Source organism: Anabaena lutea FACHB-196, from assembly GCF_014698305.1.
GTDB lineage: Bacteria > Cyanobacteriota > Cyanobacteriia > Cyanobacteriales > Nostocaceae > Anabaena > Anabaena lutea.
The window spans coordinates 1-26,179 of record NZ_JACJST010000040.1; the positions used below are offsets into that span (position 1 = coordinate 1).

Below are 26,179 nucleotides of genomic sequence, written 5' to 3' on the forward strand. Positions count from 1 at the left end.
ATCTCCCCATCTCTCCATCCCCATCTCCCCATCTCCCCATCTCCCCATCTCCCCATCTCCCCATCTCCCCAGTGACCTAACTCCAAGCTGGATGCTTGAGAAGAGAAGACATCACCCGCACACCCCGTAGTTGATTAGAGAGGGGTAGATGACCTCTGGGGGCGGTTAAATCCCATGTAAACTCGTGGGGATAGCGTGTCCATTTATTACCACTCTTCCAGCCAATTTTCGGCCATAAGTTTTCCCAGTTTTTCCCCAACCCCAACCAAATTTCTCGCTGTACAGAAAAACCAAATTTACCTTCTGAGTGAACTACCCAGAGATGATTAATGGTTTGTAGGTCTTGAATGGGAAAATTTTCTACTTCGGTAAAATATAACCATTTTCTTTGTACTGCTTGGGGTCCTGCCACTTCACACATTGTTTGAATTGTCAATAGATCAGCAGCTTGGAAATCTGACGAGACCAACAGTTTGTGCAAAGAATTGTAATTGATCCCACAGTCTGATTTTAGAGGTACAATTCCCTCAGGAAAATAAGTTTGTAGAAATTCCTTGGCTTTTGGTGCATCGGAGTTGTAGACTACTTTGTAGGCTTTACCATCAATCCAAGTTGCTGGGGTGTCACGACGTTTCAGTAAAAATTCCTGCAATACATCTAACCCCTCATTACCCAAGTCAGCTAACTGTGGGATGATTTGTTGTTGGACTTTTTCAGACCCAGCGATTAACTTTTGGCGCAGGGAGTCGATGTCATTAGCAGTGCCTGATAAAATCATTGGGTCTGTCATGCCATTACTCGTGTTAGGGTTCAGTGGAAAAACGAATCAGCTATTGGGCATTCTACAAAATGAAGCACAGATAGCGAAAAGTAGTTTACTATTTTTGATTGCCTCCGGCACGCTACGCGAACGGACAAAATAGCGATCGCTTAACTGAAACCTACACCTGAGCTACCAATACTGTATCAGTTAAAGCCGGGGATAATCTGCGCCTCATGTCCGAGTGAAGACAACAATAGCGAAATCTGTTAACCTGCCCAACGGATATTTTCTCACTTTGTGTGGCAGCGTATGAATTTGGAGTGTGTTAACTATGTACGATAAGATTACCCCCCCGACAACTGGAGCAAAAATTACCTTCAAAAATGGTGAACCAGTTGTCCCTGAAAATCCCATTATCCCTTTTATTCAAGGTGATGGGACGGGTATAGATATTTGGCCAGCAACCGAAAAAGTGCTTGATGCTGCGGTAGCTAAGGCATACAAAGGCAAACGAAAAATTAGCTGGTTTAGGGTTTATGCTGGTGATGAAGCTTGTGATTTATACGGAACTTATCAGTATTTACCCCAGGATACATTAACAGCTATTGAAGAATATGGAGTTGCTATTAAGGGTCCTTTGACTACTCCAGTAGGTGGGGGAATTCGTTCTTTAAATGTAGCACTACGACAAATTTTTGACCTTTATAGTTGCGTGCGTCCTTGCCGATATTACGCTGGTACACCATCTCCACACAAAACTCCAGAAAAACTGGATGTAATTATATATCGGGAAAATACGGAAGATATATATTTGGGGATTGAGTGGAAACAGGGAAGTGAAATTGGCGATCGCTTGATAAAATTCCTGAATGAGGAATTGATACCCGCTACTCCAGAACATGGTAAAAAGCAAATTCCTCTGGATGCAGGAATTGGCATCAAACCCATCAGTAAAACCGGTTCTCAGCGTCTTGTCCGTCGGGCTATCAAACACGCCTTGTTATTGCCCAAAAATAAGCAACAAGTGACTTTGGTGCATAAAGGCAATATTATGAAATACACCGAAGGCGCTTTCCGTGATTGGGGTTATGAATTAGCAACTACGGAATTTCGTAACGAAACAGTGACAGAACGGGAATCTTGGATTTTGGGTAACAAGGAGAAAAACGCCAATCTCTCCTCAGAAGAAAACGCCCGCATGATCGATCCTGGTTTTGATTCCTTGACTCCAGAGAAGAAAGCGCAAATTGTCAAGGAAGTAGAAACAGTTCTTAACACAATTTGGGAAAGTCACGGAAACGGCAAATGGAAAGAGAAAATCATGGTTAATGACCGGATTGCTGATAGTATTTTTCAACAAATCCAAACTCGACCAGATGAGTATTCGATTTTGGCGACAATGAACCTTAACGGTGATTATTTGTCTGATGCTGCTGCGGCGATAGTTGGCGGTTTAGGCATGGGTCCTGGGGCGAATATTGGGGACTCCTGTGCTATTTTTGAAGCTACCCACGGTACAGCACCCAAACACGCTGGGTTAGACAAGATTAACCCCGGTTCGGTGATTCTTTCCGGTGTGATGATGTTGGAATTTATGGGTTGGCAAGAAGCCGCAGATTTGGTTAAAAAAGGATTGGGGGATGCGATCGCAAATTCCCAAGTTACCTACGACCTAGCGCGGTTAATGGAACCACCTGTAGAACCATTAAAGTGTTCTGAATTTGCTGACGCAATCATCAAACATTTCGGTTAATTTAGATTACCTGTAGGGGCGGGGTTTCCCCGCCCTATTAATTGTCAGAATCAGGATTTACAGGATTTGAGGATGAACAGGATTGAGAAATTGTATGTATATATAGCAGGAGTCAGGAGACGCTTCGCAGACCTATGGCTTACGCCAAGCTGCGCTATCGGTTCAGGAGTAAAACCCTCTTGTAGTGAGAGTTTCATTATCAATTGATGTCCTAACCACCCTGTCCACGGCTATAAATCATATCTGAGTCATAATATTAATATATCCTAGTCAGGAGAATAAATATTTTTATGGTTATCAGTCCTTTGAAACTAAACTTAGACACCGTTCATTTCACCGATGAACAGTTTTATCAACTATGTCAAAAAAATAGTGATTTAAAATTTGAGCGCACATCTGCCGGAGAATTAATTATTATGCCACCAGTGGGAGGAGAAAGCGGTAATCGAGAAGCAGATATGATTGCTGATTTAGTCATCTGGAATCGTCAAACAAAACTCGGTTACACTTTTAGTTCTTCCACTATATTTAAATTACCAAATGGCGGCGACCGTTCTCCAGATGCAGCTTGGATTCAAAAAGAACGTTGGGAAGCACTCACCCCTGAACAAAAACTCAAATAGGAAAAGATGTGGAATTGCGAAATTTGCCTACAGAATTATTAGGTGAAGAGATATTACCAGGATTTAGTTTGAGTTTAAATTTTTATTAAAATACTCGATTTTCACCACCAGCCAACTGACTAAAATAATCATCCATAATTGCAGGTAATTCTTTTGGCGAATAAGTATAAGTTAAAGATAGAAATGTATTTGCAGTAGTTAAAATCTGGTTTCTATCTAAAATTGCTGCCAATTGAGAACGAGTATATTTACCGTTCATGACTTCTAAACTCGCATCAGCAATCGCATCTTCAACTACTTCCTCTTCTATTAAATCTTCCCATTCATCTTGATTGACATAATAAGACTTTTTATTTTCTTTGATATTGATTTCTTGAATTTCTCTAATTGAGTTACGGATAGAAGCAGCCCAAGAATTTGTTAATCGCTGTTCTATTTGATTTTTAATTAAATGAATTAGAAGAATTTTCAAAAATGATTTAATTTGTCTAAGGTTAGCTTTTTTACTCATTCCTTCTAACTCATCCACAATTGCCAAGGCATCTTGATAACGTGCTTCTAAAATACTATTTCTGAGGTCGGTTAGTTCTTGTGTCATTTTGGTTAACCTCTCTGATTGTTTTTATTTTGATGATAACGTACTTACAAAGAAATCGTCAGAATCAGGATGGATAGGATTTGAGGATTTACAGGATGATAAAAAAATAGTTGAGATAAAAAATTACCAAATTTGATCAACCTAAAGTCAATCATAAATCCTGTTCATCCTTTCATCCTGGAAATCCTGATTCAGAACTGTGGTGATTGTAGCTACTGCAATACCTATTGTTGCTTTCAAACTATCTCTCATTCAAATCAATCAACCTACGAATAATTCTCAAGTCAAATGATAATTTTATGGTGGGTTACAGCATTGCTAACTCACCTCATCATGTTGAGGGGTGTGAATCACAATCCCTTAATCAGCTTTTGCAGTTATGATCTAAAACAGTGGAAAGTGTGCAAATCTACCAACAGCAAAAAGATTTATGGCTTTAAATCGTCGTCATTTCTTGGTTTTACTGAGTGCTAGTACGGGTGCTTTTCTTTTAGATAGCTTTGCTTCAGCAGAAACATCTACCCCTTCAGTACCTGCTATTCAACTACCCCCCTTACCCTATGCTTACGACGCGCTAGAACCACATATCGACGCTAGAACAATGCAGTTTCATCATGATAAACATCATGCAGCATATGTGAACAACTTAAATCAGGCATTAGATAAACACCCAAAACTGAAAAGCAAATCAGTTGAAGCACTGTTGCAAAATCTCGATAATGTGCCGGCAGATATTAGAACTACAGTTAGAAATAATGGCGGTGGTCATGTTAACCATTCCATGTTTTGGAGAATCATGAAACCGAATGGCGGTGGTCAACCCACTGGAGAAATAGCAACCGCAATTAAAGATAATTTTGGTAGTTTTACAGATTTCAAAAAACAGTTTAATGCAGCTGGTGCTGGTCGTTTTGGTAGTGGTTGGGTTTGGTTAGTTCGTAGCAAAAATGGTAAATTAGAAATCACAACCACCGCAAATCAAGATAATCCTTTAAGCAAAGGCAAATATCCCATTTTTGGTAATGATGTTTGGGAACACGCCTATTATCTTAAATATCAAAACCGTCGTCCTGATTATTTAGAAGCTTGGTGGAATGTAGTTAATTGGGATGAAATTAATCAACGCTTTGCAGATGCAACTAAATTAGGATAATTAGTAATTGATTTTTTATCAATTTCCCTTTAGTAACCTTACAAAGGTTTTTGACTCGGTATCCCAACAGCACGGGGAAATTGAATTGGTGTGTTTACCACTTTTCGCAAATAAATACAATGACGAATGCTGTTAGTAAAAGGCGTGGTAAATTCTTCAATTAATTCAATTACTCCACCCAATTGATTAGCAGCATTTTTTAGACTTTTGCTTTCTTCTGGTGTCCAGCTTCCCCGATAAATTACAGCTAAACCGCCCTGTTTTACCAACGGTAGGCTATATTCAGCACAGGCGGAAGCTGTACCTACCGCCCGAATTAAAGCTAAATCATACCTTTGGCGATGTTTATTTTCCTGACCAATTTCTTCTGCCCTTCCTACAATTGTTTTAGTATTAGTTAGAGAAAGATTACTTAATATTGAATCAATAAAATTAATTTTTTTACGCGTTGAATCTAACAGAGTTATTTGACAATTGGGAAAAATTATAGAAATTGGTAAACCCGGAAAACCAGCGCCTGTACCAATATCAATTACAGATATTCCATCTGGGAGAGAAGAAAAAAATTGCTGTTTTGGTGCAATACCTCGCAGAGAATCCCAAAGATGCTTTTCCCAAAATTCTTCAGGTTCAGTGATGCGAGTTAAATTAAGTTGCCGATTCCCTTCTACAATTAACTCATAAAGCTGTTGAAATTGTTTTTGTTGTTGGTCTGTTGGTTGCCAATTTAGAGTTTGCTGCCAGACTTCTGCCATTGTTGGTAAACTGGCTATAGGTAGAGATTCTAGAGTCATTATTACTGTTGTAATTGTTAATTTACTGTAAGTATTCAGGATAGAGACTTCTCTAAGTCAGGAGAATAAAGACTTTTCGAGTCAAATTTAATGATTTTGATAAAATCTTGCTTCTCTCTATTCTTCATTTCATAAGCATTCTGACTCCTGACTCCTGACTCCTGAATTCTTACAATTTACTATTGCTTCTTTTTCTTTATTTGCCAAGTTCGCTGGGTCAACGGCTTCTAGTACACCATGATTGAGTGTCCAGCACTTGTCAGCTATTGGCAACATATCCCCAGCGTCATGTGTTACAACTAACAGTGTCCAATCTTTTTTCAGTTTCGCTAATAAATTTACTAACTGGCGACGCATTGACCAATCTAAACCGGCTGTGGGTTCATCTAATAAGAGTAAATTCGGTTGGCGAATCAATTGCACTGCTAAAGCTAAACGCCTCTGCTGTCCACCGCTTAAAGCATGGGGAGAGGTAGAGAGTGATAAATGGTCTAATCCTACTTCGCTTAATGCCTGGTGAACTCGCTCTGAGCCTAACTCTGGATGCCCTAAACGCAATTCTTCTAAAATTGTACCACCGCAAAAGTGCCTTTCTGGAAACTGAAACACTATCCCAGCTAATTGCTGTAACTGTTCGGCTATGAGTTGTTGTTCCCGCCAGAAAGCTGCGCCAGATGTGGGTTCAGCCAGTCCAGATAAAATTTCTAGTAAGGTGCTTTTACCAGAACCACTGGGACCGATAATTAGACCTAGTTGTTGGGGTGGTAAGTCTAAGTTGATTGATTTGAGAATGGCTGTTGGGCAAGCTGTGGGGTGATAGGTTAAATTTCTAAGATAGAGCATTTGTTAAGATTACCAAAAAGTTAGCAAACCACCAAGTCTGAACGACTATAAAGTCCCCGAACTAGACTAACTGACATCTTGCACCAAATAACTGAGTGTTTAAGGGTGTAAAAAGTTTTGACGGTAATAACTTAAGTTGAGAATTGACTATTTTTTGCATTTTAAGTAATAGATAAGACAATTTTAACCGCAATTTTTCTGAGAGGTTTTATGTTTAAAAAGTTTTTGATTCCTCAATTAATAACCTCGCTTCGATTTCCTGTACTTGCTAAAGTGACTTTTGTTACTGCTATTACCCTAAATCTATGGGTAAATCCTTCTTTGGCTGGTGATCCGTTTCGGAGTAGTGAACCGCGTAAAATTGGCGATCGCACAGAAGCTGCTTTTAAGGCGATTTTTCAACAGGGAAATTATCCAGCAGCAGCCGATTTTCTGGAAAAAGCCCTCTCTAGTGAACCTGATGAACCTCTAGCTTATGCGATGAAAGCATCTTTAGCTTATGGAAATCAAGATTGGGCTAGTCTCAACAAATACAGTCGTCAAACTCTGATAACTGGACAAAAGTTGATTAGTAGTGACCCATTACGTGGTAATTTATACAGTGCAGTGGGGAATTTTTTGGAAGGTGCAGTAATTATCACTCGTGAAGGAACTGTCAATGGTGCTTCTCAAGCATTGAGTCGATTACGCAAAGTCTATGAATATTTAGGTAATGCCGAAGCGATCGCTCCCAATGATCCAGAGTTAAACTTAATCCGAGGCTACATGGATTTATTGTTGGCGGTAAATTTACCTTTTACAAACCCAGATCAAGCAATTGAACGGCTAGAAAAAAATGCCGCCCCTGGGTATTTGGTAGATCGGGGTATTGCTTTAGCCTACCGGGATTTGAAAAAATACCCTCAAGCTTTAGATTATGTCAATCGCGCCTTAAAAACAACTGCGGATAACCCAGAAATCTATTACCTCAAAGCCCAAATCCTCCAAGCACAGGGAAGAAATGAAAAAAGCCAGAATCTGATTAAGGAAGCGATCGCTAATTTTGATAAAGCCTTAACCAAAAAATCCCAACTCCCCGCTAGTTTAGTCAAACAAATTGAATACGAACGTAAACAAGCTACACAACGGTTGCAAAATTTATGATGTTTCGTAATTCATAATTAGCTATTACCCATTACCAAAATGAACATTCAATTCCGCGAGTTTAATGCTTTTGATGTCTGGATTTGGTTGAGATTCAGCACTGTACCCTCCCAACGTGAAAAACAATATGTAGAAGAAGTTTTTAATTCCTGGTTTTATTTGGGTAAATTAGGGGCATTTAATGCCGAAAATCTCCAAGTTCAAGATACCGGATTTGATATTAGCTACATGAATTATGATGCTAAAGGTTATGATAAAAGCCTATTATCCTTAATGCACAACATGGGTGAGTTTGAGTATGAAGGAGAATGGGGGCGTTGTTGGTTTGATTTAGGAACTAGTGATGCGATCGCACTCGATATTTTAATCAATTCTCTCACCCAATTAAGCGAAGAATACGTCACTCTTGAAGAATTATATATCGGCGGCGAAAACTCAGATTGGCCTGTTGAAGATAGTGAAAGTCGCGCTTACTCAATTTACGATAATTAGTCAAAACAATGAATAAACCAGGTCAAATTCGCGTTATAGTTCTAGCACTAATTCGAGACGGTGATAGAATATTTGTATCTGAAGGTTATGACCCCACAAAACAATCAACATTTTATCGGGCTTTAGGTGGTGGTGTAGAATTTGGCGAAACTAGTCGTGTAGCTTTAGAAAGAGAGTTTCAAGAAGAAATTCAAGCAGATTTAACCAATATTCGCTACTTGAATTGTATAGAAAACCTATTTACTTTCGATGGTAAACAAGGACATGAAATCATTCAACTTTATGAATGTGATTTTGCAGATTCCAAATTTTACCAAATCGAAAGTATCACTTTTTCCGAAACACCAGAACGTAAACACCGCGCTTTATGGATAGATATTTCTAAATTTAAATCAGGAGAATTAAGACTAGTACCAGAAGTCTTTTTTGATTATTTGTAATGTAAGAATATCTGATAGCAATCCTAAACTTTCAACAGGATTGCTATAGTCAAGCTATAGAGTCAAACTAGGAGATTCCTCATGGTTGTACAATTAGCCAAACGACGCTTTAACATTTCTCAGTACCACCAAATGAATAAAGCTGGCATTTTGAAAGAAGATGACAGAGTAGAATTAATTAATGGAGAAATTATTGAAATGTCACCAATTGGAACAAGACATACTGCTTGTGTAAATCGTTTAAATTCTCTTTTTTCACAATTACTGGCTAAAAAAGTAATAGTTGCTGTACAAAATCCAATTATATTAAATAATCTTTCAGAACCACAACCTGATATAGCATTACTCAAACCCCGTGCCGATTTTTATGAAACTGGACACCCGCAACCACAGGATATCTTACTATTAGTTGAAGTTGCAGATAGTAGCATTGAATATGACAGAGAAGTTAAAATTCCTCTTTATGCGAGTAGCGGAATTTCGGAAATTTGGTTAGTCGATATTGAAGAACAAGTAATTACAGTTTATCGCTACCCTACCGCAAATGGTTATAGCGAAATTAAAACTTTTCAACGTGGTGATATTCTCGATTTACAAATATTTCCCGAAATTCAGTTAAATGTAGATGCCGTTTTAGGATAACATTGTTAATTAACTAATTAATTCTGGACTTTAAGTCCCCCGCAACTAACAAGCGGCAAGTTTTGTAGCGGTGTCTAAATCTCCTTTACAAAACTAAATTATGAATTACGTTGGCGGTAGCCTGCCGGAGGCATTATTACGAATTACGAATTATCTTAATCATATCTATCTTTTTTTAATTTAATTACTTCAATCACATTATCATGATGTTGACCACCGATAATGTCTTTTAAATGTATTTTACCTTCAATATATTGTAAATGTATCCTCCACCCTGATATTTTATCAATATCAGCACGGTATATTGCTTGTTTAATACCCGTTACTTTATGTAATCTCGTTTTGGGAAAAGTTCTAGTTCTGTGACATTCATTATCTTCTAGTTCCGCTAAAGCTTCCAGAAAATCAATTTTTAAATCCTCTGGCAAAATCTTCATCGCTTCATAGATAACGCCATATTCATCTAGAAGAGGTTTAATTTGTGGCATTAGAAAGAAGTAACTTTAACTTCTATATCTTCATTTACTGTAAAATCTTGATAAATAAACTCTGCAATAGCGTTATATGCCTTTTGTGCGTCTTCTGCGTCAACTATTCTAAATAAAGTGACTAATATACAACCAAAAATTGGATCATCATCAATAGTTAAAATTATTCTTTGTTCATCGTTAATTTTGAGAGAATATATAGTGGAATCATAGGAATGATTAAGTTTTATATTTCTAAGTTGTTCGCTATTTTGGTAAAAAGAATTGTTTTCAGATGACAAAAGTTCAAAATAGCGATTCATTTCTTTAATAATTCTAAACTTTTCCGTATCGGTAAATTGTTCTAAATCTTTCTCAAAATCCTTGGTCGATTCAATGAGTATATCCATCAATTTAACTCCTGAGTCGAAATTTCCAGGTTAATTCAAATTTACCCTAAACTTACAGATAATTGTATAGTTATAAGTATAAGTGCGTCAGATATTTTTTCAAAAAAATAACTAGTCTCAGAAATATGCTACGAAGAAACTGTAATTAAAATTGTTCATCTTTGAGAATACATCTTTTTTCAAAAAAGCATTATGCCAGTTCTACAGCCAAAAAATAAAATACCTGTAACTCTCTTCATACTTCTATCAGGACTTGCTGTTACTCAAAGCATTGGATGTACAACATTCAACGCCAATCATACCAAAGACTTAGCAAATGCTCAAACTCCACCCAAACCTGCACCTCAAGAAATTATCACCGCTGGAAAAGTGCGTGCTTTACCTGGGAAATTAGATACCATACCTGTGTTTAATAGTAATAGCCCAGAATGGGTGAAAACTGAAGGCGTTTTACTTTCTACCTTTCCCGCAAATGGGAAAAAAGTTCCAGCAGCACATCTGAATTTTCCCTTTCAAGGACGGTTTGATTTATTTGCTCACCACTATAGCCACACTCCCAAGGATTTGCAAACCCTTTACCTGGGTATAATTTTGCATAATCCTGGTAAAAAATCTGTAACGGTAGATGTGTTACAGGGTGCGAGTTATTTAATGCAAGATGCGCCTTTTGTAACTTTAGCTCCATACATTGAAAATAATGATGGTAAAGTGTTTTCAGGCCCAGGTGCTAGGGCGGTAGCTGATGTGCTACGGGGAGTTCGTCAAGCTGATTTTCCGGCTAAATTGGTAATTCCTGCGGGAAAAAGTCGGATGTTGCTAAATCATCCTATTCCAGTGCGAAATTTGGAAAAACCTGTCAATGGTCGGTCTAGCTTTTTCCGGTTGCGTAGTAATAGCAAAGTTTATACAGCTAGTTTAGCAATGTATGCTAAGAAAAATGCTGATGGTTCTGACCGTGCGCCAACTATGGCGGAATGGCAAGATTTACTAAATAACGGTAATTTTGCTGGGCCAAGAGATAAAATACCCACCGCACCAGATGCTAAAGGGGGTCAATTAATTTATGGGCGTGTAGCGGGTGTTTCTGAGGGTTCGCGCTGGGAAGCAAAATTAGTAGATAGTCCGAAAACAGAAATTTTCACTATTCCCGAACCAGGTCAAGCAATTTCCTATCCTATAGCTAGTTTACGCGCTGGTAGATTGGGTACTGAACAAAACCAAACGGCGAAGATGTTGGTGCGTTATCCCGACACAGCTTATGAAGCACATGGAAATTATGGCGTAGAATATAGTCTCAGTTTGCCTTTAAGTAATAAAACTGATAAAGCTCAAGCTGTTGCTGTAACTTTAGAAACACCTTTAAAAGAAGATAAATTAACTCAAGGTGGTGTCCGCTTCCGAAAACCATCCTTAGATTTTCCTTTCTTTCGGGGGACAGTGCGGTTGCGTTATGCTGATGAGAAGGGGGAACAAAAGACGCGCTATGTGCATTTATGGCATCGCACTGGTCAGGTGTTGGAACCTTTGACAGAAATTGTGTTACAACCTGGAATGAGGCGCATGGTGCAGCTAGATTTGATTTATCCACCCGATTCCACTCCACCCCAGGTTTTAACGGTGAGAACTTTAAAAAAATGAGGTAAAGACGGTGGGAGTTTTCCCTATCTTATTTACCGCCGTAGAAGAAGGCAACTTCTTTTTCTTTCAGAGGTGCAAAACCTGCATCAACAAGCTTTTGGTCTAGTTCTGCTTGGGGAATGTGTTTTGCACCAATGCGGACGATTCGGGAACGCATGGTATTGGATACGCCACTACGCTGTCTACCTGCTTCTAGTCCCATAACTTGGCTGTATAATTCTAATTTAGCTTCGGGAATGGGAGAACCATCAAAATCAATGCCTTTAGCGATCGCTACATCGATAGCATCAGCACCTGTAGTAGTTTCAGTAGTCATGGCAATTAGCTCTTAAGGATATTAAGTATACTGTACCAGTCTTTCTGCCACCTCTGGCTGTGTTGCTTGATTGATGAGCTTTGTGAGTCTAGACTTGTCAGTTTTGGAAATTTTAGTTTAATCTCTAACCAGCGGTGTAGCCATTTTAGGTGATGCTATGTCTGAAGCCCACACTCCTCGTAACAAAGACCGCAGCCTCGAACAAGCCCTGACTAACAAAATTATCGACGATTATTTCGAGAATTCTGAAAGCTGGCTGAGAGCAATTTTGCGGATGTGTATTTTCTCCTTGGCTAATATCAATGGAGAATCTGTTTTTATCGTCGAATGTCCGAATCAAGCTGTAGCAAAACGCCTGAGTCGTAAAACTTATCCGTTTCGGGGAATGGTATACTTTCTAACTGATAATTTTGATGATCGCGATCGCACCTTATTTTGTTATAAAGACGAACGTAAAGGATATTGGCGCTGTTTTGATACCAGCACTAACAGTTGGCAATCTTTAAGTAATTTACAATCTTCTCCGACTTCAACTGATGGTTGAATTGACTAATGACTAGATTTGCGTGTTACTGAACCGCCAACAAACGCTCCTAATATTGTACCTGTCCAAATTCCGGCTGTGCTACCTTGCCATATTGCTTTTGGTGTTACCCAAGCATTACACATTTGTTGCCAGCCCCAAGCTTGATTTTGACATTTCTGATTGTGCAGCATTGACGTGATTTGTCCGCCAATGTAACCACCAAAAAAGCCAGAAGATAGCGCTAAACAAGTACAAATTAGGATGCGTTTATTGGTCATGGTAATTGTTAATTAGGTAGGTGGGAATCCGTAATTACGAATTACGAATTACGAATTACGAATTACGAATTACCCATCAACCTGTATTTCTCATACCTGCTGCAATACCGTTAATAGTTAACAATGCTCCTCTTAGTAATTCACCTTTGCTGTAACGGGAGTGAATTACTCCAGAGGTGCTGGTGTTTTTGTATTGACGTAGACGCTTGAGTAGAGAAACTTGAATAAATCCTAAAGGTACAATTGTCCCATTCCGTAACTGTACAGAACGCTGCAAAATCGGATCACCATCCAAAAGTCGTTTGTGTCCGGTAATATTTAGGACTAAATCTCTAGTCAGATAAAATTCACTAGCAATTTGCTCGAAAACTTGCTCAAACCGGGATGTATCTTCAGGGTTGGACAATTCTTGGACGTAATGACGTGCCATTTCAATGTCTACTTTGGCTAAGGTCATCTCAGCTTTAGAAATTACCATTTTGAAGAACGGCCACTTCATATAAAAGTAGCGCAGCAATTTTAGATGTTCTTCCGGTTCTGCATCTAAAAATTCTTGTAAAGCCGTACCCATGCCATACCAAGAAGGTAGCAAAATCCGGGTTTGTGTCCAACTAAATACCCAAGGTATAGCCCGTAAGCTGCTTAAATCTTTCTTCCCAGATGGTCGTCGGGCTGGACGAGAGCTAATTTGGAGTTGGCTAATTTCTTCTATGGGAGTGACTTGGTGGAAAAAGTCGATAAAATCAGGTTGTTCGTAAATCAGGGCGCGATAATGTTGGCGCGATCGCACTGATAACTCTTCCATGATCTCATTCCAGGGTTCAATATCATCAAACCCAGTCCGCAATAAACTAGCTTGCACTACCGCAGTAGTAATAGTTTCTACATGGTATAATGCCAAATCTACTAAGGAATATTTGGAAGCTAAAACTTCCCCTTGTTCAGTAATTTTGATTCTGCCATTAATACTGTTTCCTGGTTGAGCCAAAATTGCTTCATAAGCAGGGCCGCCACCCCGTCCCACCGAACCACCACGTCCGTGAAAAATACGCAGGTTAACGCCATACTTTTCGGCGATTTTCTGAAGTGATTTTTGGGCTTTATGTATTTCCCAGTTGCTGCTTAAAAAACCAGAATCTTTGTTGCTATCAGAATACCCCAGCATCACTTCTTGTAAGTTGGGGTTGAGAATAGAAGATGATGGGGAGTTGGGGATTTGGGGAGTTAATCCGGCTGTTTCTGGATTAATTGCTTCATAGCCCCCTGCTAATAAGGCGCGATAGAGGGGGAGTTGAAATAGTTGACTCATGACGCTGTTGGAGCGTTGTAAGTCTTCTACTGTCTCAAATAGAGGTACGACTCGAATTGAACCTACAGCAATGGCGGGATCAAATAATCTGGCTTCTTTGGCTAAGATGAGAACTTCCAAAACATCGCTAACTTCCCGGCACATACTGATGATGTAAGTTTGGCAGATGCTGATGCCAAATTCTTGTTGTAGCGATCGCAAAATGCGGAAAGTTTCAATGACATCGTTGGTTTTTTCGGAAAATGGTAATTCGCTAGGAATCAACGGCCGTCGGGTTTGCAATTCCCCAGTTAACCAAGCTACCCTTTGTGACTCGGACAGTTCGTTATATGGTTGGGGTAAAACTTGCAAGTATTCGAGAATCTCATTCAGCGCATCGGAATGACGGGATGATTCTTGGCGAATATCTAGCTGGGTGAGATTAAAATCAAAAATTTCCACTTGACAGATCAAGTTTTCTAGTTCTCGACAGCCTAAGCCAGTTTCTGTCAAATTCCGTTGAATCAACCGCAGTTCTGCTAAGAACTCTGCTCCCGAACGGTACATTGAGGCGTTTTCATTTTGGGGAACTTCCCGATTATATAAAGCCAAATTGCGATCGCGTGTATTTTCCAGTCGTCTTAGCACATAAGCCAGTTTCAGGCGATAGGGTTCTTGGCGATAACGCAGCGCTAGAGCATCATATACATCACTTAAGGTAGATTGATCTAACTCTAGAGATTCCAGCAAATCGGGTAGTACATCACTCCAGTGCATGGACACACTCAATAATTCGATCAGTTGTTTCACTGATTTGATATATCTTTCCAACACCATTTTCCGCTGATAGCAAGCGGTTTTCCAAGTCACTTCTGGTGTCACCGATGGATTTCCATCTCTGTCTGAGCCTACCCAGGAACCAAAGGAGCAGAAATTTTTACTAGGTGGTTCTAACCAAGGAAATGTTTGCTCTAGGGAGTATTTGAGGCGTTTATATAGTTGGGGAATGCCGTCAAATAAGACTTCTTGGAAGTAGTGCAAGGCATAATCTACTTCATCGAGGACTGTAGGTTTAAATTGATGAAGTTCATCTGTACGCCACCAAAGACGAATTTCTTCTAGTAATCGCTCTTTAACTTCCGCAGCTTCCCAAGGATAACCACCAGAACGATTTTCTAATTCATCTAATTTTTGTAACAGATCTACTACCTGTCTCTGTTTATCCCGAATAGTATGACGGACAATTTCCGTTGGGTGTGCAGTAAACACTAAGCGGATATCCAACTGGGAAATCAGGCGTTGAATTTGCTGCGGTGGTACATTCAGTTTGAATAACAGGGGAAATAAGGCAGAAAATGTCCCTTTTTGGCTGACTTGGGTGTTATCTATCCAACTTTGTGTTCCTGCGTCTGCACCTAATGCCTTGGTGACAGGTAAGTCGTCTTCTCTTTGATTAGTTGAATAAATAATATTGGCCAGATATTCCTGATCAGTTGTTTCTGTATCCGAATAGCGGGTTAGTTGCTGCTTTTGTTCGTATTCCTGCTCAATTATATTAATTAACTGGAAATACAGAGCAAAGGCGCGAGCCGCACGAATTGCTTCGTTGATATTCAATTGTTCAATCAATTCGACAGCTGAAGAAGCTTGGTCATGTGTAGCTTGTCCTTCCGGCGAACATAAATCGCGTAACTGTCGTAATAAGTCCACCATTTTTTGGCCGCATTCTTGTCGAAGAACCGACTCCCACAATTCCTCTACTACCTGTAGACGATGACGCAAGAATAATTCCGACATGGGGTAGACATTCGCTGTTTGCGATGAAGAGTATAAAAGGGAACCCATATTCTCCGCTCTCGTAAAGCCAATACTGTTTACAATTCTAGTTTTTTCGCTTCGGCTGCATAGGACTACCTGGAGCCAATAAATGCTTATATATAGTTAGGGTTGGTTTAATTCCTATTCATCTGGGAAAGTGAGGTTGGGGAGGCGATCGCCCCGAAACACTTCTTCACTAGCTTCACCTAAAGCTTCTAGTGCTTTACCAGTGGCTTTATCTGCTATGAGCAGCATCAGCAGAGCGGCTGTACTGATGGGGAGAAGACAAGATGGAGAAATGTTACAAAAAATCAAATTTAGTCCAGAATTAGTTGAGGTGTTTTGGGTTACAGATAACATTGCTAATTTTTTGTGATTGACAGATGAGTAAAATAAACGCAAAACTCAATCTTCAGAGGATGTGTAACCTTATAAAACTATCTTTGCCCATTTTGCCAGCTACAAAGGTAACAAAATTGTTAAAAAAAAACTGCAAAATGTGATAAATCTATGTTTTTAGTTTACAAGTACAGGCCAAATCTCCCCATACTCGCTTCCTGTTAAAGTTAACTTCCCATGAAAACAGTATTACTTGATCGTCAGCAAACTTTAGTGCAGTGGGTAAGCCAAGCAACAGGGATCAGCACTTTCGGGGTGAAAGTCCGGTTGCTAGGAAATGACCTGCATATACTTTGCGAAGGTACAGACTGTCCGCAACGTTGGCATACTCTGTCTGATTTGCTGCAAGCACTACAGCAAACGGACTTGGATAGCCTCACAAGTGAAGAACAATCCCCAATATACCAAGTATTGGTCTATGGTCGAAAGAAAGGGGTACACCATCCTGAATGGTGTCACCGGGTGTACCTGAATCAATTAGAGCGGCATCTAGAGCAGGTACAGCAAGAACTGTTAGCAGATGCAGCCAAATCGAGACAAGTTAATGGGGCGCTCATTGTCTCGAATGAGAGTTTGGCGCGTCAAGGCAACCCAGATGCTATTGCTCGCTATCTCAGCGAAAATTTGAGTACTTTGGGTGTGGCAGTACAAGTTAAAATTAAGCCCCATCAGTCTCACGCTGAATCTAAAACTCCAGGTCATCGTCTGTGGATATTTTGTCAGTCAAGTTATAGCCCTGATGCCTCTTTATTAGGGGAACCCATAGCTCAGAGGTTGCGACATCTCAAACTGTTGGGCTATGACGATGCAGTTATCGTTTCTCAAGTCAAAGGAGAAACTGATGCTGATTGGCGGCTAAGAGTGGATTTAACGCCTCCAGAAACGATGTTGAAAGAGTGGGCGCGGTGGGGAGATTTGCAAGCGATCGCTAGACTGTTAACAGAAGCGTTGTCAGAATTTAAAATTTCTATTCAAGCTTCTCTAAAAGAATTTACCCTGCACATATTTTGCACCCCAGCCTTTGATCCCTTAGAAACAGCCTCAGCACCAGATCAGGAAACCTGCTTACAGGTAATTTTATCCCAGCTAGAAGCGATCGCTCCCCAAGGTATTCTCGCTGCTGCCATCTACGGTCAAAAAACAGGCGACAAGCAACCCGCCTGGGTAGATTGGTTGTCTTTACCAGCAGCCAAGCATCCCGCTTTGGCAACATCCACACTGGATCTCAGTATTTCTGGTGATGAACCAGCAATCATTTTTTCACTAGAGCGCTTACTCAATTTTGACATGGATTGGCGCTTAAAAACAGGTGGTATCCGCGTGATGCTGCTTCGTAAAGGTGATTTGTTACACATTATGTGTGATGCGCCAATTTGTCCGACACGACCACAGGTAGCCACTAAAGTTGTTCAATTTATTCGCCAACTCAACATTGCCGGTATTATTGGTGTACGTGTTTATGGTCGTCGTGCCGGCGATAAAGAACCAGCTTGGAGTCACGGTGTTGATTTAGGACATCGTCAACGCTTAGTGCCTGAAGCTACGCCAGAATTTGCGGCAACTGCTGAATATCTAAGTGATTTACTCAGTAGTGAAAATAATGAGCCAATTTTGCGTCCTGATTTAACACCACAGGACGTTCAAAGTTTTGTGACTGAAGTAGCACAGAATTGGGTAGAAACTGCTAACCACAAACTGAAAAAGTTGCTAGTGGGAACTCAACTATTTACAGAAGCAACCCCGTCAATCGAACCTAACCATGATGAAGAAGGCATTTGGGGTGTAATAATTTGGATGGCCTTAGGATTAATTCTTACAATCCAAAGCGATTGGATGTTGGGTTATGTCGTTACTCGGACTGGATTAAGTTCTACCAAAGTTGCTGGTATTTTATCCTCGTCACAGTCGCCTTTGAAATCAGGAGAAGATCAGGGTCAGAGAACAGCATTTTTTAGTAGCACTGAAAACACCAAATCTTCTCAGACTGAGAATTCTGCATTTAATGCTTCTGGATTCATCCAAAATCATGATCCATCAGAAAAATTGCCAGCTGCACCATTGAAAGAAAAAGCCAACGCTACTGCTATTCTTTTAGCCGCACGATCCCAAATACCAAGTTTTAATGCTCGACAATTAGATGAACAATTAGCACTGTATAAACACCGTATAGTCACAACTGGCCATCCTCCAGATGTATTAATTATTGGTTCTTCTCGCGCCCTTAGAGGAATCGATCCGGTAGCCCTTTCTAAAGCTTTAGCAACTCAGGGTTATCCAAAGGTTGATGTATTTAACTTTGGCATTAATGGTGCGACAGCGCAAGTTGTAGATTTTATCATTCGCCAAGTTTTGGAACCTTCGGAATTACCCAGACTAATTCTTTGGGCAGATGGTGCTAGAGCTTTTAACAGTGGCAGAGAAGATATAACTTTTAATTCCATTGCTGCATCACCAGGTTATAAAGAAGTTTTAAATAAAGCGGCAATCAAGATTAATAGCAATAAATTACTCAAGTCTAAAACAAATGTTACAAATGACGAAAAACTTCCTGTTTTAAAAACAGAGAATAACAGCTATCAAGCCGCAGATGAGTGGTTAAATCAGTCTTTCTTAGGGCTATCTTTTAGCTACAAAAATCGTGATCAAATTAAAAACTTATTGCACAAACAACTCAATCATTTGCCTTTTAGCAATCAGCAAATGACAGCAAAAATTCAACTGATGCCCGATACCAACGCAGATAATACCACCCAATCAGTAGATTTTGATGGTTTTTTACCCTTACCCATTCGATTCAATCCCGCCACATACTATCAAAAACACCCTAGAGTAACTGGAAATTACGATAACGACTATAAATCTTTTTTACTACAAGGTAAACAAGATGCAGCTTTGCAATCGGTTTTGGAGTTTACAAAAACTAATCAAATCCCTATAGTGTTTGTGAATATGCCTCTTACAGAAGAATACCTAGATCCAATACGGCTAAAATATGAGCAAGAATTTCAACAATATATGTTAAATTCATCTACTACTAATACCAACTTTATATACCGGGATTTCAGTAAAATTTGGCTAAAAGCAAATGATTACTTTTCAGATCCTAGTCACCTAAACCGCTATGGAGCATATGAAGTATCGCAAAAGCTGGCAAGTGACCCCATGATTCCCTGGATCGTGAAGTAAGAAGGTGAATCATACCGTTTCATTTTCAGGTTTATAAAAGTGGACTGACGGTTGAGGCGAAGATTAATTTGGATCTTTAATTAAGTGACTTCATATCAGCTAACAGTGATCAAGTTTGACGGTTTACTGTTATCTTTCTCTGCCAACAATTAATAAGTAATGACTAAAAAATGAAGTTTATATCAATTTTTTACGGGATTTTTTTGCTGAGTGTTTTGGGCATTTACTGGACTGTATCTGAACAAAAGTTAAAACTGTGGACTTTGTTAATAGCTAGTCTTGTATTTTATGCATCTTGGCACATTCAATATCTACCATTACTATTAGTACTCACTTTTATTAACTTTCGTCTGGGGCTAGAAATTGGCAAAAATACATCACCAGGTAAACATTCCCAAAGCTGGCAAATTTCTCAGGAAGATTGGCAATTTTCTCAAGCTGACTGGAATTTGAGGCGGCTGAAAATTTTATGGTTGGGCATAATTTTAAATGCGGCAATTTTGCTAAGTTTTAAGTATTTGCCTATTTTATTTAAATTGCTATTTAATCTGCCCACGAACTCACCAGATGCGACATTTAAATTCATTGCCCCTCTAGGAATTTCCTTTTTTACATTTGAGTGCATTTCTTATCTAATAGATGTCTATCGTGGTGCGCCTGCTACGGAAAAACTTTTGAACTTTGCTGTATATAAATTGCTGTTTCTTAAGTTAATTTCTGGGCCGATTACTCGTTACCATAATTTAGCAGTTCAATTCAATACTGTCAGATTTCCTAATGTTGATAGAGTGGCAGAGGGTTTATGGTTAATTGCTAGAGGTGCAGTTAAAAAAGGCATTCTCGCCGACAATCTGGGAATTTTTGTGGATTTATGTTTTGGGAATTTACAACGGGCAGGTAGCGCTGATTTGTGGTTAGCTACCTTTGCTTACGGATTACAGTTGTATTTAGATTTTAACGGTTACGTAGATATTGCCCGTGGGAGTGCTTTACTTTTCGGTTTCGTGCTACCTGAAAATTTTAACTTTCCCTACTTCAGTACCAATATTGCTGATTTTTGGCGACGCTGGCACATAACTTTGGGGGATTGGTTGCGGAATTACCTCTACTTTCCTTTGGGGGGTTCCCGTCGTGGGTTGATTCGCACCTGCGGCAATTTATTAATTGTGATGCTAGTTGCAGGAATCTGGCACGGTTCCGCTTGGGGTTTTGTGGTTTGGGGCGCTGTTCATGGCATAGCTTTAGGAGTTCATCGTCTCACAGATGCTATGAGCGATCGCTTGAAAATTCTAGAACTATTCTGGCAAAACCCTCTGGGGATAATTTTCGCTTGGGTTTTAACACAGCTGATGGTTTTTACATCTTGGATTTGGTTCCGTCTCCCCAACCTCCAAGACTCTACTTTGGTCTTTCAACATCTTTGGGGTCATACTGCTGATGAACAATTTGCCCAAAAAGTCTATGTGGAAGTCCTCAATATCAGCCAATATCAAATCTCTTACTTACTCGCAGCCCTATGGGTTTTAATGACCATATCTTATGTATTTAAGCGTGGTCTGAAATTAGAGTTTAGCTGGCCTATTAAACTTGTCTTCGTACCTTTATGCTTTTACGCTGTGGGCTTACTAGCTCCCAAAGGTGGCTTGCCTTATATATACTTTGATTTTTAACGAGTTCGGCGGAATTCCGCTGCACTTGTTAAATTAAAAGAAGACTCGTAGTCAGGACTTTAGTCCTTAAAATCTCCACAAAGAGTAATTTCTGACTCATTGCGAAAACTAAAAAACCAAATGTAGTCTCTCAAGAAATAACTGATACAGTTGCATAATGCATCTATCTAAAGTGACATTATAATCATCAATATTTGTGGTAAATTTCATCTAAAAGACAGATTTTTTATATATTTTAAGTTCAAAGATGATCAGTAAAATCAATAATAATGCTTGTGAGCCAATTTGCTCCAGTTTATCATTTAATGCGGAGGTACTACAGACGTGAAATTTGGTAAATTGTTGGGCTTACTAAGCTTAATCGTTTCTCTATATATTCTTTGGCAGATTCGACGTTTGATGTTACTGTTTTTTACAGCAGTAGTCCTAGCCACAGCTTTAAATCAGTTGGTTTTACAAATTCAAAAATTACACATCAAGCGTTCTTGGTCTGTATTACTCAGTGTTGTTGGATTTCTCTTACTGTTTATCAGCTTGTTTTTTTTGATTGTACCTCCTTTTATTTCTCAGTTTCAAGAGCTTTCAAAACTTCTACCAGCAGGGATATCCAGGATTCAAGATTGGCTCAACTATTTAGAAAACCGCTTTGGAGGAGAAACCGAATATATACCTAATTTTAATGACTTCATTCAGCAAATTCAACCCTTAGTTAGGCAGGTATTTGAGAGATCATTTACAATATTAACAACTTCTATTAACGCTACTTTAGAATTGTTACTTGTTTTAGTTTTGACTCTCATGTTATTGGCAGATCCTCAACCATATCGCCAATCATTTATACGGATATTTCCCTCTTTTTACCGCCGAAGAGTTGATGAAATTCTTTCGCGCTGTGCAACTGGGTTGGGAAATTGGACAATAGGTGCTTTGATAGAAATGGTATTTATTGCGGCTTTGAGTGGGATTAGTTTATGGATTTTGCAAGTACCTCTAGCATTAGCTCATGCTGTTTTAGCAGGATTACTTAATTTTATTCCCAATATTGGACCGACGTTAAGTGTAGTATTTCCTATGGCAATCGCTCTTATAGATGCCCCTTGGAAAGCTGTAGCAGTTTTGATTGTTTATATTGTGATTCAGAATATTGAAAGTTATTGGTTAACTCCCACTGTTATGGCTCAACAAGTAGCTTTATTACCTGCTATTACCTTAACTTCTCAAATAGTTTTTGCTACTTTTTTTGGAACTTTAGGATTATTAATGGCAATACCCTTAACTGTAATTACTAAAACTTGGTTAGAGGAAGTTTTATTTAAAGATATTTTAGATAAATGGCAGCATCATTCTTTTTTCTCTTAATATAGGTAAATAAAATTCTTTGATAATCAGAGCAGGATGCCCAATTTAAACTTGTTTTACTTATATAGAATAATGAGAAGATTAAGGATATTTAATTTAAATTTTACATATTTGTTAAAATTTTAAATATGACGTACACACCAATAAGATAAAAACCTAGCAGATAACAGGGAGAAATAAGAATTTTAGATATTTCGCGTAAGTTATAGGAAAGCAAAACTGACTTGTAAATTAATTTGAAATTGTTAACTTGTCAGGGGATGATATGGGAGCAAAAAATATGACAGCATCAGTTAAAAATCAATTAACAGAACATCAATGGCATAATCTACCCGTACAGGAAGTAAGTAGATATTTAAATAGTAATATTGAAACAGGTTTAAATGCTGCTGAAGTAGCTAAACGCAAAGAAACTTTTGGTACTAACGAACTGAAAGCCAAACGCGGAAAAAGTGCTTTATTAAGGTTTTTGCTGCAATTTCATCAGCCACTACTTTATATTTTGTTAATTGCCGGTGCAATTAAAGCATTTTTGGGACAATGGGTAAATGCTGGAGTAATTTGGGGCGTAACTCTGATTAACGCTATTATTGGTTTTGTGCAAGAATCGAAAGCAGAAAGTGCGATCGCTGCCTTAGCCTCATCAGTCACAACCAACAGCACCATTATCCGCAACGGTAATAAACTCCAAGTTTCCTCCACCGAATTAATTCCCGGAGACATAGTATTATTAACATCTGGTGATAAAGTACCAGCCGATTTACGACTTGTACAAACACGCAATTTACAAATCAACGAATCGGGATTAACCGGGGAATCTGTCGCTGTAGAAAAAAATACCCAACCCGTAAATGCAGATGCAGCCTTAGCAGAACGCACTAATATGGCTTATGCTGGCAGTTTTGTCACTTTTGGGACTGCTAAAGGTGTTGTAGTTGCCATTGGTACAGCCACAGAAACCGGGCGCATTTCTCAATTAATGGAACAGGGAAACATCCTCAAAACCCCATTAACTCGGAAATTTGACAAATTTAGTCGCACCCTACTTTACATTATTTTAGGCATAGCCGCCCTCACCTTTGCCGTCGGACTAGGATACGGTAACACCTGGGTACAAATGTTTGAACCTGCGGTGGCTTTTGCTGTGAGTGCCATTCCTGAAGGATTACCTGCTGTAGTCACTGTCACCTTAGCTATTGGTGTTTCCCGCATGGCACGCCGTCACGCTATTGTTCGCAAGTTGCCCGCAGTGGAAACCTTGGGGGGTGCGACAGTTATTTGTTCTGATAAAACTGGGACTCTGACTGAAAACCAGATGACTGTACAAGCCATCTATGCAGGTGATCAACAGTATACAGTCACAGGTACAGGTTACGCACCAAGCGGAGAAATTTTACTCAATGAAAATCCTCTAGATTTTAATGATGTTCCTCCTCTAGCGGAATGTTTAAAAGCCGGCTTGTTGTGTAATGATTCCCACTTGGAAAATAAAGATGGACAATGGATAGTAGTCGGCGATCCCACCGAGGGCGCATTAATAACTACAGCCAATAAAGTCGGGTTAACCCGTGACCACCTACGCACTAGTATATCTAAGCTTGATGTCATACCCTTTGAGTCAGAGTTTCAGTACATGGCAACTCTGCATGAAATTGAACAACAAGAACGAATTATTTATGTTAAGGGTTCGGTAGAAGCAATTCTCAAGCGTTGTCAACAGATGTTAAATTCCTCTGGACAGCTTGTCCCTGTAGATGCGGACTCCGTAAATCAGCAAGTTGATACAATGGCACATCAAGGTTTACGGGTGTTAGCTTTTGCGAAAAAACCAGTATCAGAAAATCTAGTCTCAATAGATCACGCAGATATCGAAAATGATTTGATTTTCTTAGGTTTACAGGGGATGATAGATCCGCCCCGTGCCGAAGCTATCAAGGCGGTGCAAGCCTGTCAACAAGCTGGTATTCAAGTGAAGATGATTACAGGTGATCATGCTGTAACTGCGGCTGCGATCGCCTCTCGCATGGGTTTTAATCATCATCGGGAAATTCGCGCTTTTACAGGTGCAGAACTGGCGAACATGGAAAAACCAGAACTGGCCACAGCCATAGAAGATGGGGTAGTATTTGCCCGTGTTGCACCAGAACAGAAATTGCGAATTGTAGAAGCACTACAATCTAAAGGTGAAATAGTTGCCATGACGGGGGATGGTGTCAATGATGCACCAGCCCTCAAACAAGCAGATATTGGTATTGCCATGGGTGGGGCGGGTACAGAAGTAGCCAAAGAAGCCGCTGATATGATTTTGACAGATGATAACTTTGCGTCTATAGAAGCTGCCGTTGAGGAAGGCAGAACAGTATATCAAAATTTATTGAAAGCGATCGCCTTTATTCTCCCCGTGAATGGTGGTGAATCTATGACGATTTTAATTAGCGTTTTGTTAGCCAGAGATTTACCAATTCTCTCTTTACAAGTTCTCTGGTTAAATATGGTGAATTCCATTGCTATGACAGTTCCTTTGGCATTTGAACCCAAGTCTGATCGGGTAATGCAACAACCACCTCGCAATCCCAATGAAAAATTACTTTCTCCTCATCTAGTCAAACGTATTGTCCTCATTTCTATCTTTAACTGGATTTTAATTTTCGGTGTCTTTGAATGGATGCGACAAACAACTGGAGATATTGCTGTTGCCAGGACTATGGCAATTCAAGCTTTAGTAGTAGGCAGAATTTTTTACCTGTTAAGCATCACCCAATTAGGTATTACTATGGTCGATAAAATTCGCGGAATTAATCGAGAAATCGGTGATCCAACGGCAATGTATGTAGGAATCGCCAGCACTATTATTTTGCAGATCATTTTCAGCCAATGGAGTGTAATGAATCAATTATTTTATACAGCCCCCTTGAACTTGAATCAATGGTTAATTTGTCTACTTGTCGGATTGCCAATGATTGCAGTAGCATCCTTTGCCAATCGTTTAGACTCTAATTTTTGATGTTGCTACGGTTCAGATAGCAAGCAGGCAGCAAGGGGGAAAATCTTCTCCTCTGCAACCTGACTCCTGAATTCTGTTAACCTAAATACATTAGAAAAACATATAACTGATATAACCAATACTAATTTTAATTATCTTTACAAAACTCAACTTAGGCTTTAATGTTGAATACAGATAGGCAAAACAACCTATCGACATCATACGAAAATAAAGCACTCATAAAATGACCACAACCTTACAACAGCGTTCAACCGCTAACGTATGGGATCGCTTCTGCGAATGGATCACCAGCACCGAAAACCGCATCTACATCGGTTGGTTCGGCGTACTAATGATCCCCACCCTGTTAGCTGCTACCACCTGCTTCATCATCGCCTTCATCGCTGCTCCCCCCGTTGACATCGACGGTATCCGTGAGCCAGTAGCAGGTTCCTTGATTTACGGAAACAACATCATCTCCGGTGCAGTTGTTCCTTCCTCCAACGCAATTGGATTACACTTCTACCCAATCTGGGAAGCAGCATCCTTAGATGAGTGGTTGTACAACGGTGGTCCTTACCAACTAGTAGTATTCCA

The 26,179-nt window shown here is 39.5% G+C and carries 23 protein-coding genes and 1 pseudogene; 14 read left to right on the forward strand and 10 right to left on the reverse strand.

The features are described 5' to 3' along the window. Positions 1-76 precede the first annotated feature (76 nt). Positions 77-790 (reverse strand): GUN4 domain-containing protein, encoded by a 714-nt coding sequence (locus H6G59_RS25705; RefSeq protein ID WP_190720510.1) that lies wholly within the window; start codon positions 788-790, stop codon positions 77-79. 304 nt (positions 791-1,094) lie between these two features. Between H6G59_RS25705 and H6G59_RS25710 the strand changes: the two genes are divergently transcribed. Beyond that, positions 1,095-2,516, forward strand: coding sequence for an NADP-dependent isocitrate dehydrogenase (locus H6G59_RS25710; RefSeq protein WP_190720513.1), 1,422 nt, complete (start codon positions 1,095-1,097; stop codon positions 2,514-2,516). Positions 2,517-2,806: 290 nt separating this feature from the next. After that, on the forward strand, positions 2,807-3,139 hold the full coding sequence (locus H6G59_RS25715; protein ID WP_479686173.1) for a Uma2 family endonuclease: 333 nt from the start codon (positions 2,807-2,809) through the stop codon (positions 3,137-3,139). Positions 3,140-3,224: 85 nt separating this feature from the next. Here H6G59_RS25715 and H6G59_RS25720 read toward each other — a convergent pair whose 3' ends face one another. Then, positions 3,225-3,737 carry a DUF29 family protein gene (locus tag H6G59_RS25720; protein WP_190720516.1) on the reverse strand — a complete coding sequence of 171 codons (513 nt, stop codon included), beginning with the start codon at positions 3,735-3,737 and terminating at the stop codon, positions 3,225-3,227. A gap of 430 nt (positions 3,738-4,167) precedes the next feature. Between H6G59_RS25720 and H6G59_RS25725 the strand changes: the two genes are divergently transcribed. Then, complete coding sequence (locus tag H6G59_RS25725; protein ID WP_199332165.1) at positions 4,168-4,890, forward strand: superoxide dismutase; 723 nt, start codon at positions 4,168-4,170, stop codon at positions 4,888-4,890. Positions 4,891-4,928: 38 nt separating this feature from the next. On the opposite strand, the gene rsmG is transcribed toward H6G59_RS25725, so the two are convergent. Both rsmG and H6G59_RS25735 read right to left on the reverse strand, forming a co-directional pair. Beyond that, positions 4,929-5,684 carry a 16S rRNA (guanine(527)-N(7))-methyltransferase RsmG gene (gene rsmG, locus H6G59_RS25730; RefSeq protein WP_190720520.1) on the reverse strand — a complete coding sequence of 252 codons (756 nt, stop codon included), beginning with the start codon at positions 5,682-5,684 and terminating at the stop codon, positions 4,929-4,931. Positions 5,685-5,813: 129 nt separating this feature from the next. Continuing rightward, positions 5,814-6,527, reverse strand: coding sequence for an ABC transporter ATP-binding protein (locus tag H6G59_RS25735; protein WP_190720523.1), 714 nt, complete (start codon positions 6,525-6,527; stop codon positions 5,814-5,816). 210 nt (positions 6,528-6,737) lie between these two features. On the opposite strand from H6G59_RS25735, the gene H6G59_RS25740 reads away from it, so the two are divergent. The 4 genes from H6G59_RS25740 (at position 6,738) to H6G59_RS25755 (ending at position 9,244) form a co-directional block, all read left to right on the forward strand. Beyond that, on the forward strand, positions 6,738-7,670 hold the full coding sequence (locus H6G59_RS25740) for a Sll0314/Alr1548 family TPR repeat-containing protein (protein ID WP_190720525.1): 933 nt from the start codon (positions 6,738-6,740) through the stop codon (positions 7,668-7,670). A gap of 39 nt (positions 7,671-7,709) precedes the next feature. Then, entirely contained in the window at positions 7,710-8,162 is a 453-nt protein-coding gene (locus H6G59_RS25745; protein WP_190720528.1) for a DUF3531 family protein, read from the forward strand. 8 nt (positions 8,163-8,170) lie between these two features. Next, positions 8,171-8,602: an NUDIX hydrolase gene (locus H6G59_RS25750; protein WP_190720531.1), complete on the forward strand. Its 432-nt coding sequence runs from the start codon at positions 8,171-8,173 to the stop codon at positions 8,600-8,602. Positions 8,603-8,683: 81 nt separating this feature from the next. Beyond that, positions 8,684-9,244 carry a Uma2 family endonuclease gene (locus tag H6G59_RS25755; protein WP_190720534.1) on the forward strand — a complete coding sequence of 187 codons (561 nt, stop codon included), beginning with the start codon at positions 8,684-8,686 and terminating at the stop codon, positions 9,242-9,244. Between the two features lie 155 nt (positions 9,245-9,399). Here H6G59_RS25755 and H6G59_RS25760 read toward each other — a convergent pair whose 3' ends face one another. Both H6G59_RS25760 and H6G59_RS25765 read right to left on the reverse strand, forming a co-directional pair. Beyond that, positions 9,400-9,732 carry a hypothetical protein gene (locus H6G59_RS25760; RefSeq protein ID WP_190720537.1) on the reverse strand — a complete coding sequence of 111 codons (333 nt, stop codon included), beginning with the start codon at positions 9,730-9,732 and terminating at the stop codon, positions 9,400-9,402. Further along, positions 9,732-10,121: a hypothetical protein gene (locus H6G59_RS25765; protein ID WP_190720540.1), complete on the reverse strand. Its 390-nt coding sequence runs from the start codon at positions 10,119-10,121 to the stop codon at positions 9,732-9,734. Before H6G59_RS25765 ends, H6G59_RS25760 begins: the two co-directional genes overlap by 1 nt. Before the next feature lie 192 nt (positions 10,122-10,313). Here H6G59_RS25765 and H6G59_RS25770 point away from each other — a divergent pair, with 192 nt between their 5' ends. Beyond that, on the forward strand, positions 10,314-11,759 hold the full coding sequence (locus H6G59_RS25770; protein ID WP_190720543.1) for a DUF3370 domain-containing protein: 1,446 nt from the start codon (positions 10,314-10,316) through the stop codon (positions 11,757-11,759). A 28-nt stretch (positions 11,760-11,787) separates the two neighbouring features. Here H6G59_RS25770 and H6G59_RS25775 read toward each other — a convergent pair whose 3' ends face one another. Beyond that, complete coding sequence (locus H6G59_RS25775; RefSeq protein ID WP_190720546.1) at positions 11,788-12,075, reverse strand: small RNA NsiR4-regulated ssr1528 family protein; 288 nt, start codon at positions 12,073-12,075, stop codon at positions 11,788-11,790. A gap of 157 nt (positions 12,076-12,232) precedes the next feature. Between H6G59_RS25775 and H6G59_RS25780 the strand changes: the two genes are divergently transcribed. Beyond that, positions 12,233-12,619: a hypothetical protein gene (locus H6G59_RS25780; RefSeq protein ID WP_190720549.1), complete on the forward strand. Its 387-nt coding sequence runs from the start codon at positions 12,233-12,235 to the stop codon at positions 12,617-12,619. Between the two features lie 5 nt (positions 12,620-12,624). Here H6G59_RS25780 and H6G59_RS25785 read toward each other — a convergent pair whose 3' ends face one another. The 3 genes from H6G59_RS25785 to H6G59_RS25795 form a co-directional block, all read right to left on the reverse strand. Beyond that, a complete protein-coding gene (locus H6G59_RS25785) occupies positions 12,625-12,879 on the reverse strand; it encodes a hypothetical protein (RefSeq protein WP_190720552.1) in 255 nt (84 codons plus the stop codon). A 76-nt stretch (positions 12,880-12,955) separates the two neighbouring features. Then, positions 12,956-16,012, reverse strand: coding sequence for a phosphoenolpyruvate carboxylase (gene ppc, locus H6G59_RS25790; protein WP_190720555.1), 3,057 nt, complete (start codon positions 16,010-16,012; stop codon positions 12,956-12,958). Positions 16,013-16,126: 114 nt separating this feature from the next. Next, positions 16,127-16,345: a hypothetical protein gene (locus H6G59_RS25795; RefSeq protein WP_190720558.1), complete on the reverse strand. Its 219-nt coding sequence runs from the start codon at positions 16,343-16,345 to the stop codon at positions 16,127-16,129. A 216-nt stretch (positions 16,346-16,561) separates the two neighbouring features. Here H6G59_RS25795 and H6G59_RS25800 point away from each other — a divergent pair, with 216 nt between their 5' ends. From H6G59_RS25800 to H6G59_RS25820, 5 genes and pseudogenes are all read left to right on the forward strand, one after another. Continuing rightward, on the forward strand, positions 16,562-19,570 hold the full coding sequence (locus H6G59_RS25800) for a DUF1574 domain-containing protein (RefSeq protein ID WP_190720560.1): 3,009 nt from the start codon (positions 16,562-16,564) through the stop codon (positions 19,568-19,570). 170 nt (positions 19,571-19,740) lie between these two features. Further along, a complete protein-coding gene (locus tag H6G59_RS25805) occupies positions 19,741-21,240 on the forward strand; it encodes an MBOAT family O-acyltransferase (protein ID WP_190720562.1) in 1,500 nt (499 codons plus the stop codon). A 324-nt stretch (positions 21,241-21,564) separates the two neighbouring features. After that, on the forward strand, positions 21,565-22,599 hold the full coding sequence (locus H6G59_RS25810) for an AI-2E family transporter (protein ID WP_190720564.1): 1,035 nt from the start codon (positions 21,565-21,567) through the stop codon (positions 22,597-22,599). Positions 22,600-22,879: 280 nt separating this feature from the next. Further along, positions 22,880-25,603 carry a cation-translocating P-type ATPase gene (locus H6G59_RS25815; protein WP_190720566.1) on the forward strand — a complete coding sequence of 908 codons (2,724 nt, stop codon included), beginning with the start codon at positions 22,880-22,882 and terminating at the stop codon, positions 25,601-25,603. Positions 25,604-25,826: 223 nt separating this feature from the next. Beyond that, positions 25,827-26,179: pseudogene (locus tag H6G59_RS25820) on the forward strand (photosystem II q(b) protein); the annotation flags it as partial.

Coding starts and splice junctions, on each gene's coding strand:
- H6G59_RS25705 (WP_190720510.1), bottom strand. CDS start 790: ATGACAGACCCAATGATTTTATCAGGCACTGCTAATGACATCGACTCC.
- H6G59_RS25710 (WP_190720513.1), top strand. CDS start 1,095: ATGTACGATAAGATTACCCCCCCGACAACTGGAGCAAAAATTACCTTC.
- H6G59_RS25715 (WP_479686173.1), top strand. CDS start 2,807: ATGGTTATCAGTCCTTTGAAACTAAACTTAGACACCGTTCATTTCACC.
- H6G59_RS25720 (WP_190720516.1), bottom strand. CDS start 3,737: ATGACACAAGAACTAACCGACCTCAGAAATAGTATTTTAGAAGCACGT.
- H6G59_RS25725 (WP_199332165.1), top strand. CDS start 4,168: ATGGCTTTAAATCGTCGTCATTTCTTGGTTTTACTGAGTGCTAGTACG.
- rsmG (WP_190720520.1), bottom strand. CDS start 5,684: ATGACTCTAGAATCTCTACCTATAGCCAGTTTACCAACAATGGCAGAA.
- H6G59_RS25735 (WP_190720523.1), bottom strand. CDS start 6,527: ATGCTCTATCTTAGAAATTTAACCTATCACCCCACAGCTTGCCCAACA.
- H6G59_RS25740 (WP_190720525.1), top strand. CDS start 6,738: ATGTTTAAAAAGTTTTTGATTCCTCAATTAATAACCTCGCTTCGATTT.
- H6G59_RS25745 (WP_190720528.1), top strand. CDS start 7,710: ATGAACATTCAATTCCGCGAGTTTAATGCTTTTGATGTCTGGATTTGG.
- H6G59_RS25750 (WP_190720531.1), top strand. CDS start 8,171: ATGAATAAACCAGGTCAAATTCGCGTTATAGTTCTAGCACTAATTCGA.
- H6G59_RS25755 (WP_190720534.1), top strand. CDS start 8,684: ATGGTTGTACAATTAGCCAAACGACGCTTTAACATTTCTCAGTACCAC.
- H6G59_RS25760 (WP_190720537.1), bottom strand. CDS start 9,732: ATGCCACAAATTAAACCTCTTCTAGATGAATATGGCGTTATCTATGAA.
- H6G59_RS25765 (WP_190720540.1), bottom strand. CDS start 10,121: ATGGATATACTCATTGAATCGACCAAGGATTTTGAGAAAGATTTAGAA.
- H6G59_RS25770 (WP_190720543.1), top strand. CDS start 10,314: ATGCCAGTTCTACAGCCAAAAAATAAAATACCTGTAACTCTCTTCATA.
- H6G59_RS25775 (WP_190720546.1), bottom strand. CDS start 12,075: ATGACTACTGAAACTACTACAGGTGCTGATGCTATCGATGTAGCGATC.
- H6G59_RS25780 (WP_190720549.1), top strand. CDS start 12,233: ATGTCTGAAGCCCACACTCCTCGTAACAAAGACCGCAGCCTCGAACAA.
- H6G59_RS25785 (WP_190720552.1), bottom strand. CDS start 12,879: ATGACCAATAAACGCATCCTAATTTGTACTTGTTTAGCGCTATCTTCT.
- ppc (WP_190720555.1), bottom strand. CDS start 16,012: ATGGGTTCCCTTTTATACTCTTCATCGCAAACAGCGAATGTCTACCCC.
- H6G59_RS25795 (WP_190720558.1), bottom strand. CDS start 16,345: ATGTTATCTGTAACCCAAAACACCTCAACTAATTCTGGACTAAATTTG.
- H6G59_RS25800 (WP_190720560.1), top strand. CDS start 16,562: ATGAAAACAGTATTACTTGATCGTCAGCAAACTTTAGTGCAGTGGGTA.
- H6G59_RS25805 (WP_190720562.1), top strand. CDS start 19,741: ATGAAGTTTATATCAATTTTTTACGGGATTTTTTTGCTGAGTGTTTTG.
- H6G59_RS25815 (WP_190720566.1), top strand. CDS start 22,880: ATGACAGCATCAGTTAAAAATCAATTAACAGAACATCAATGGCATAAT.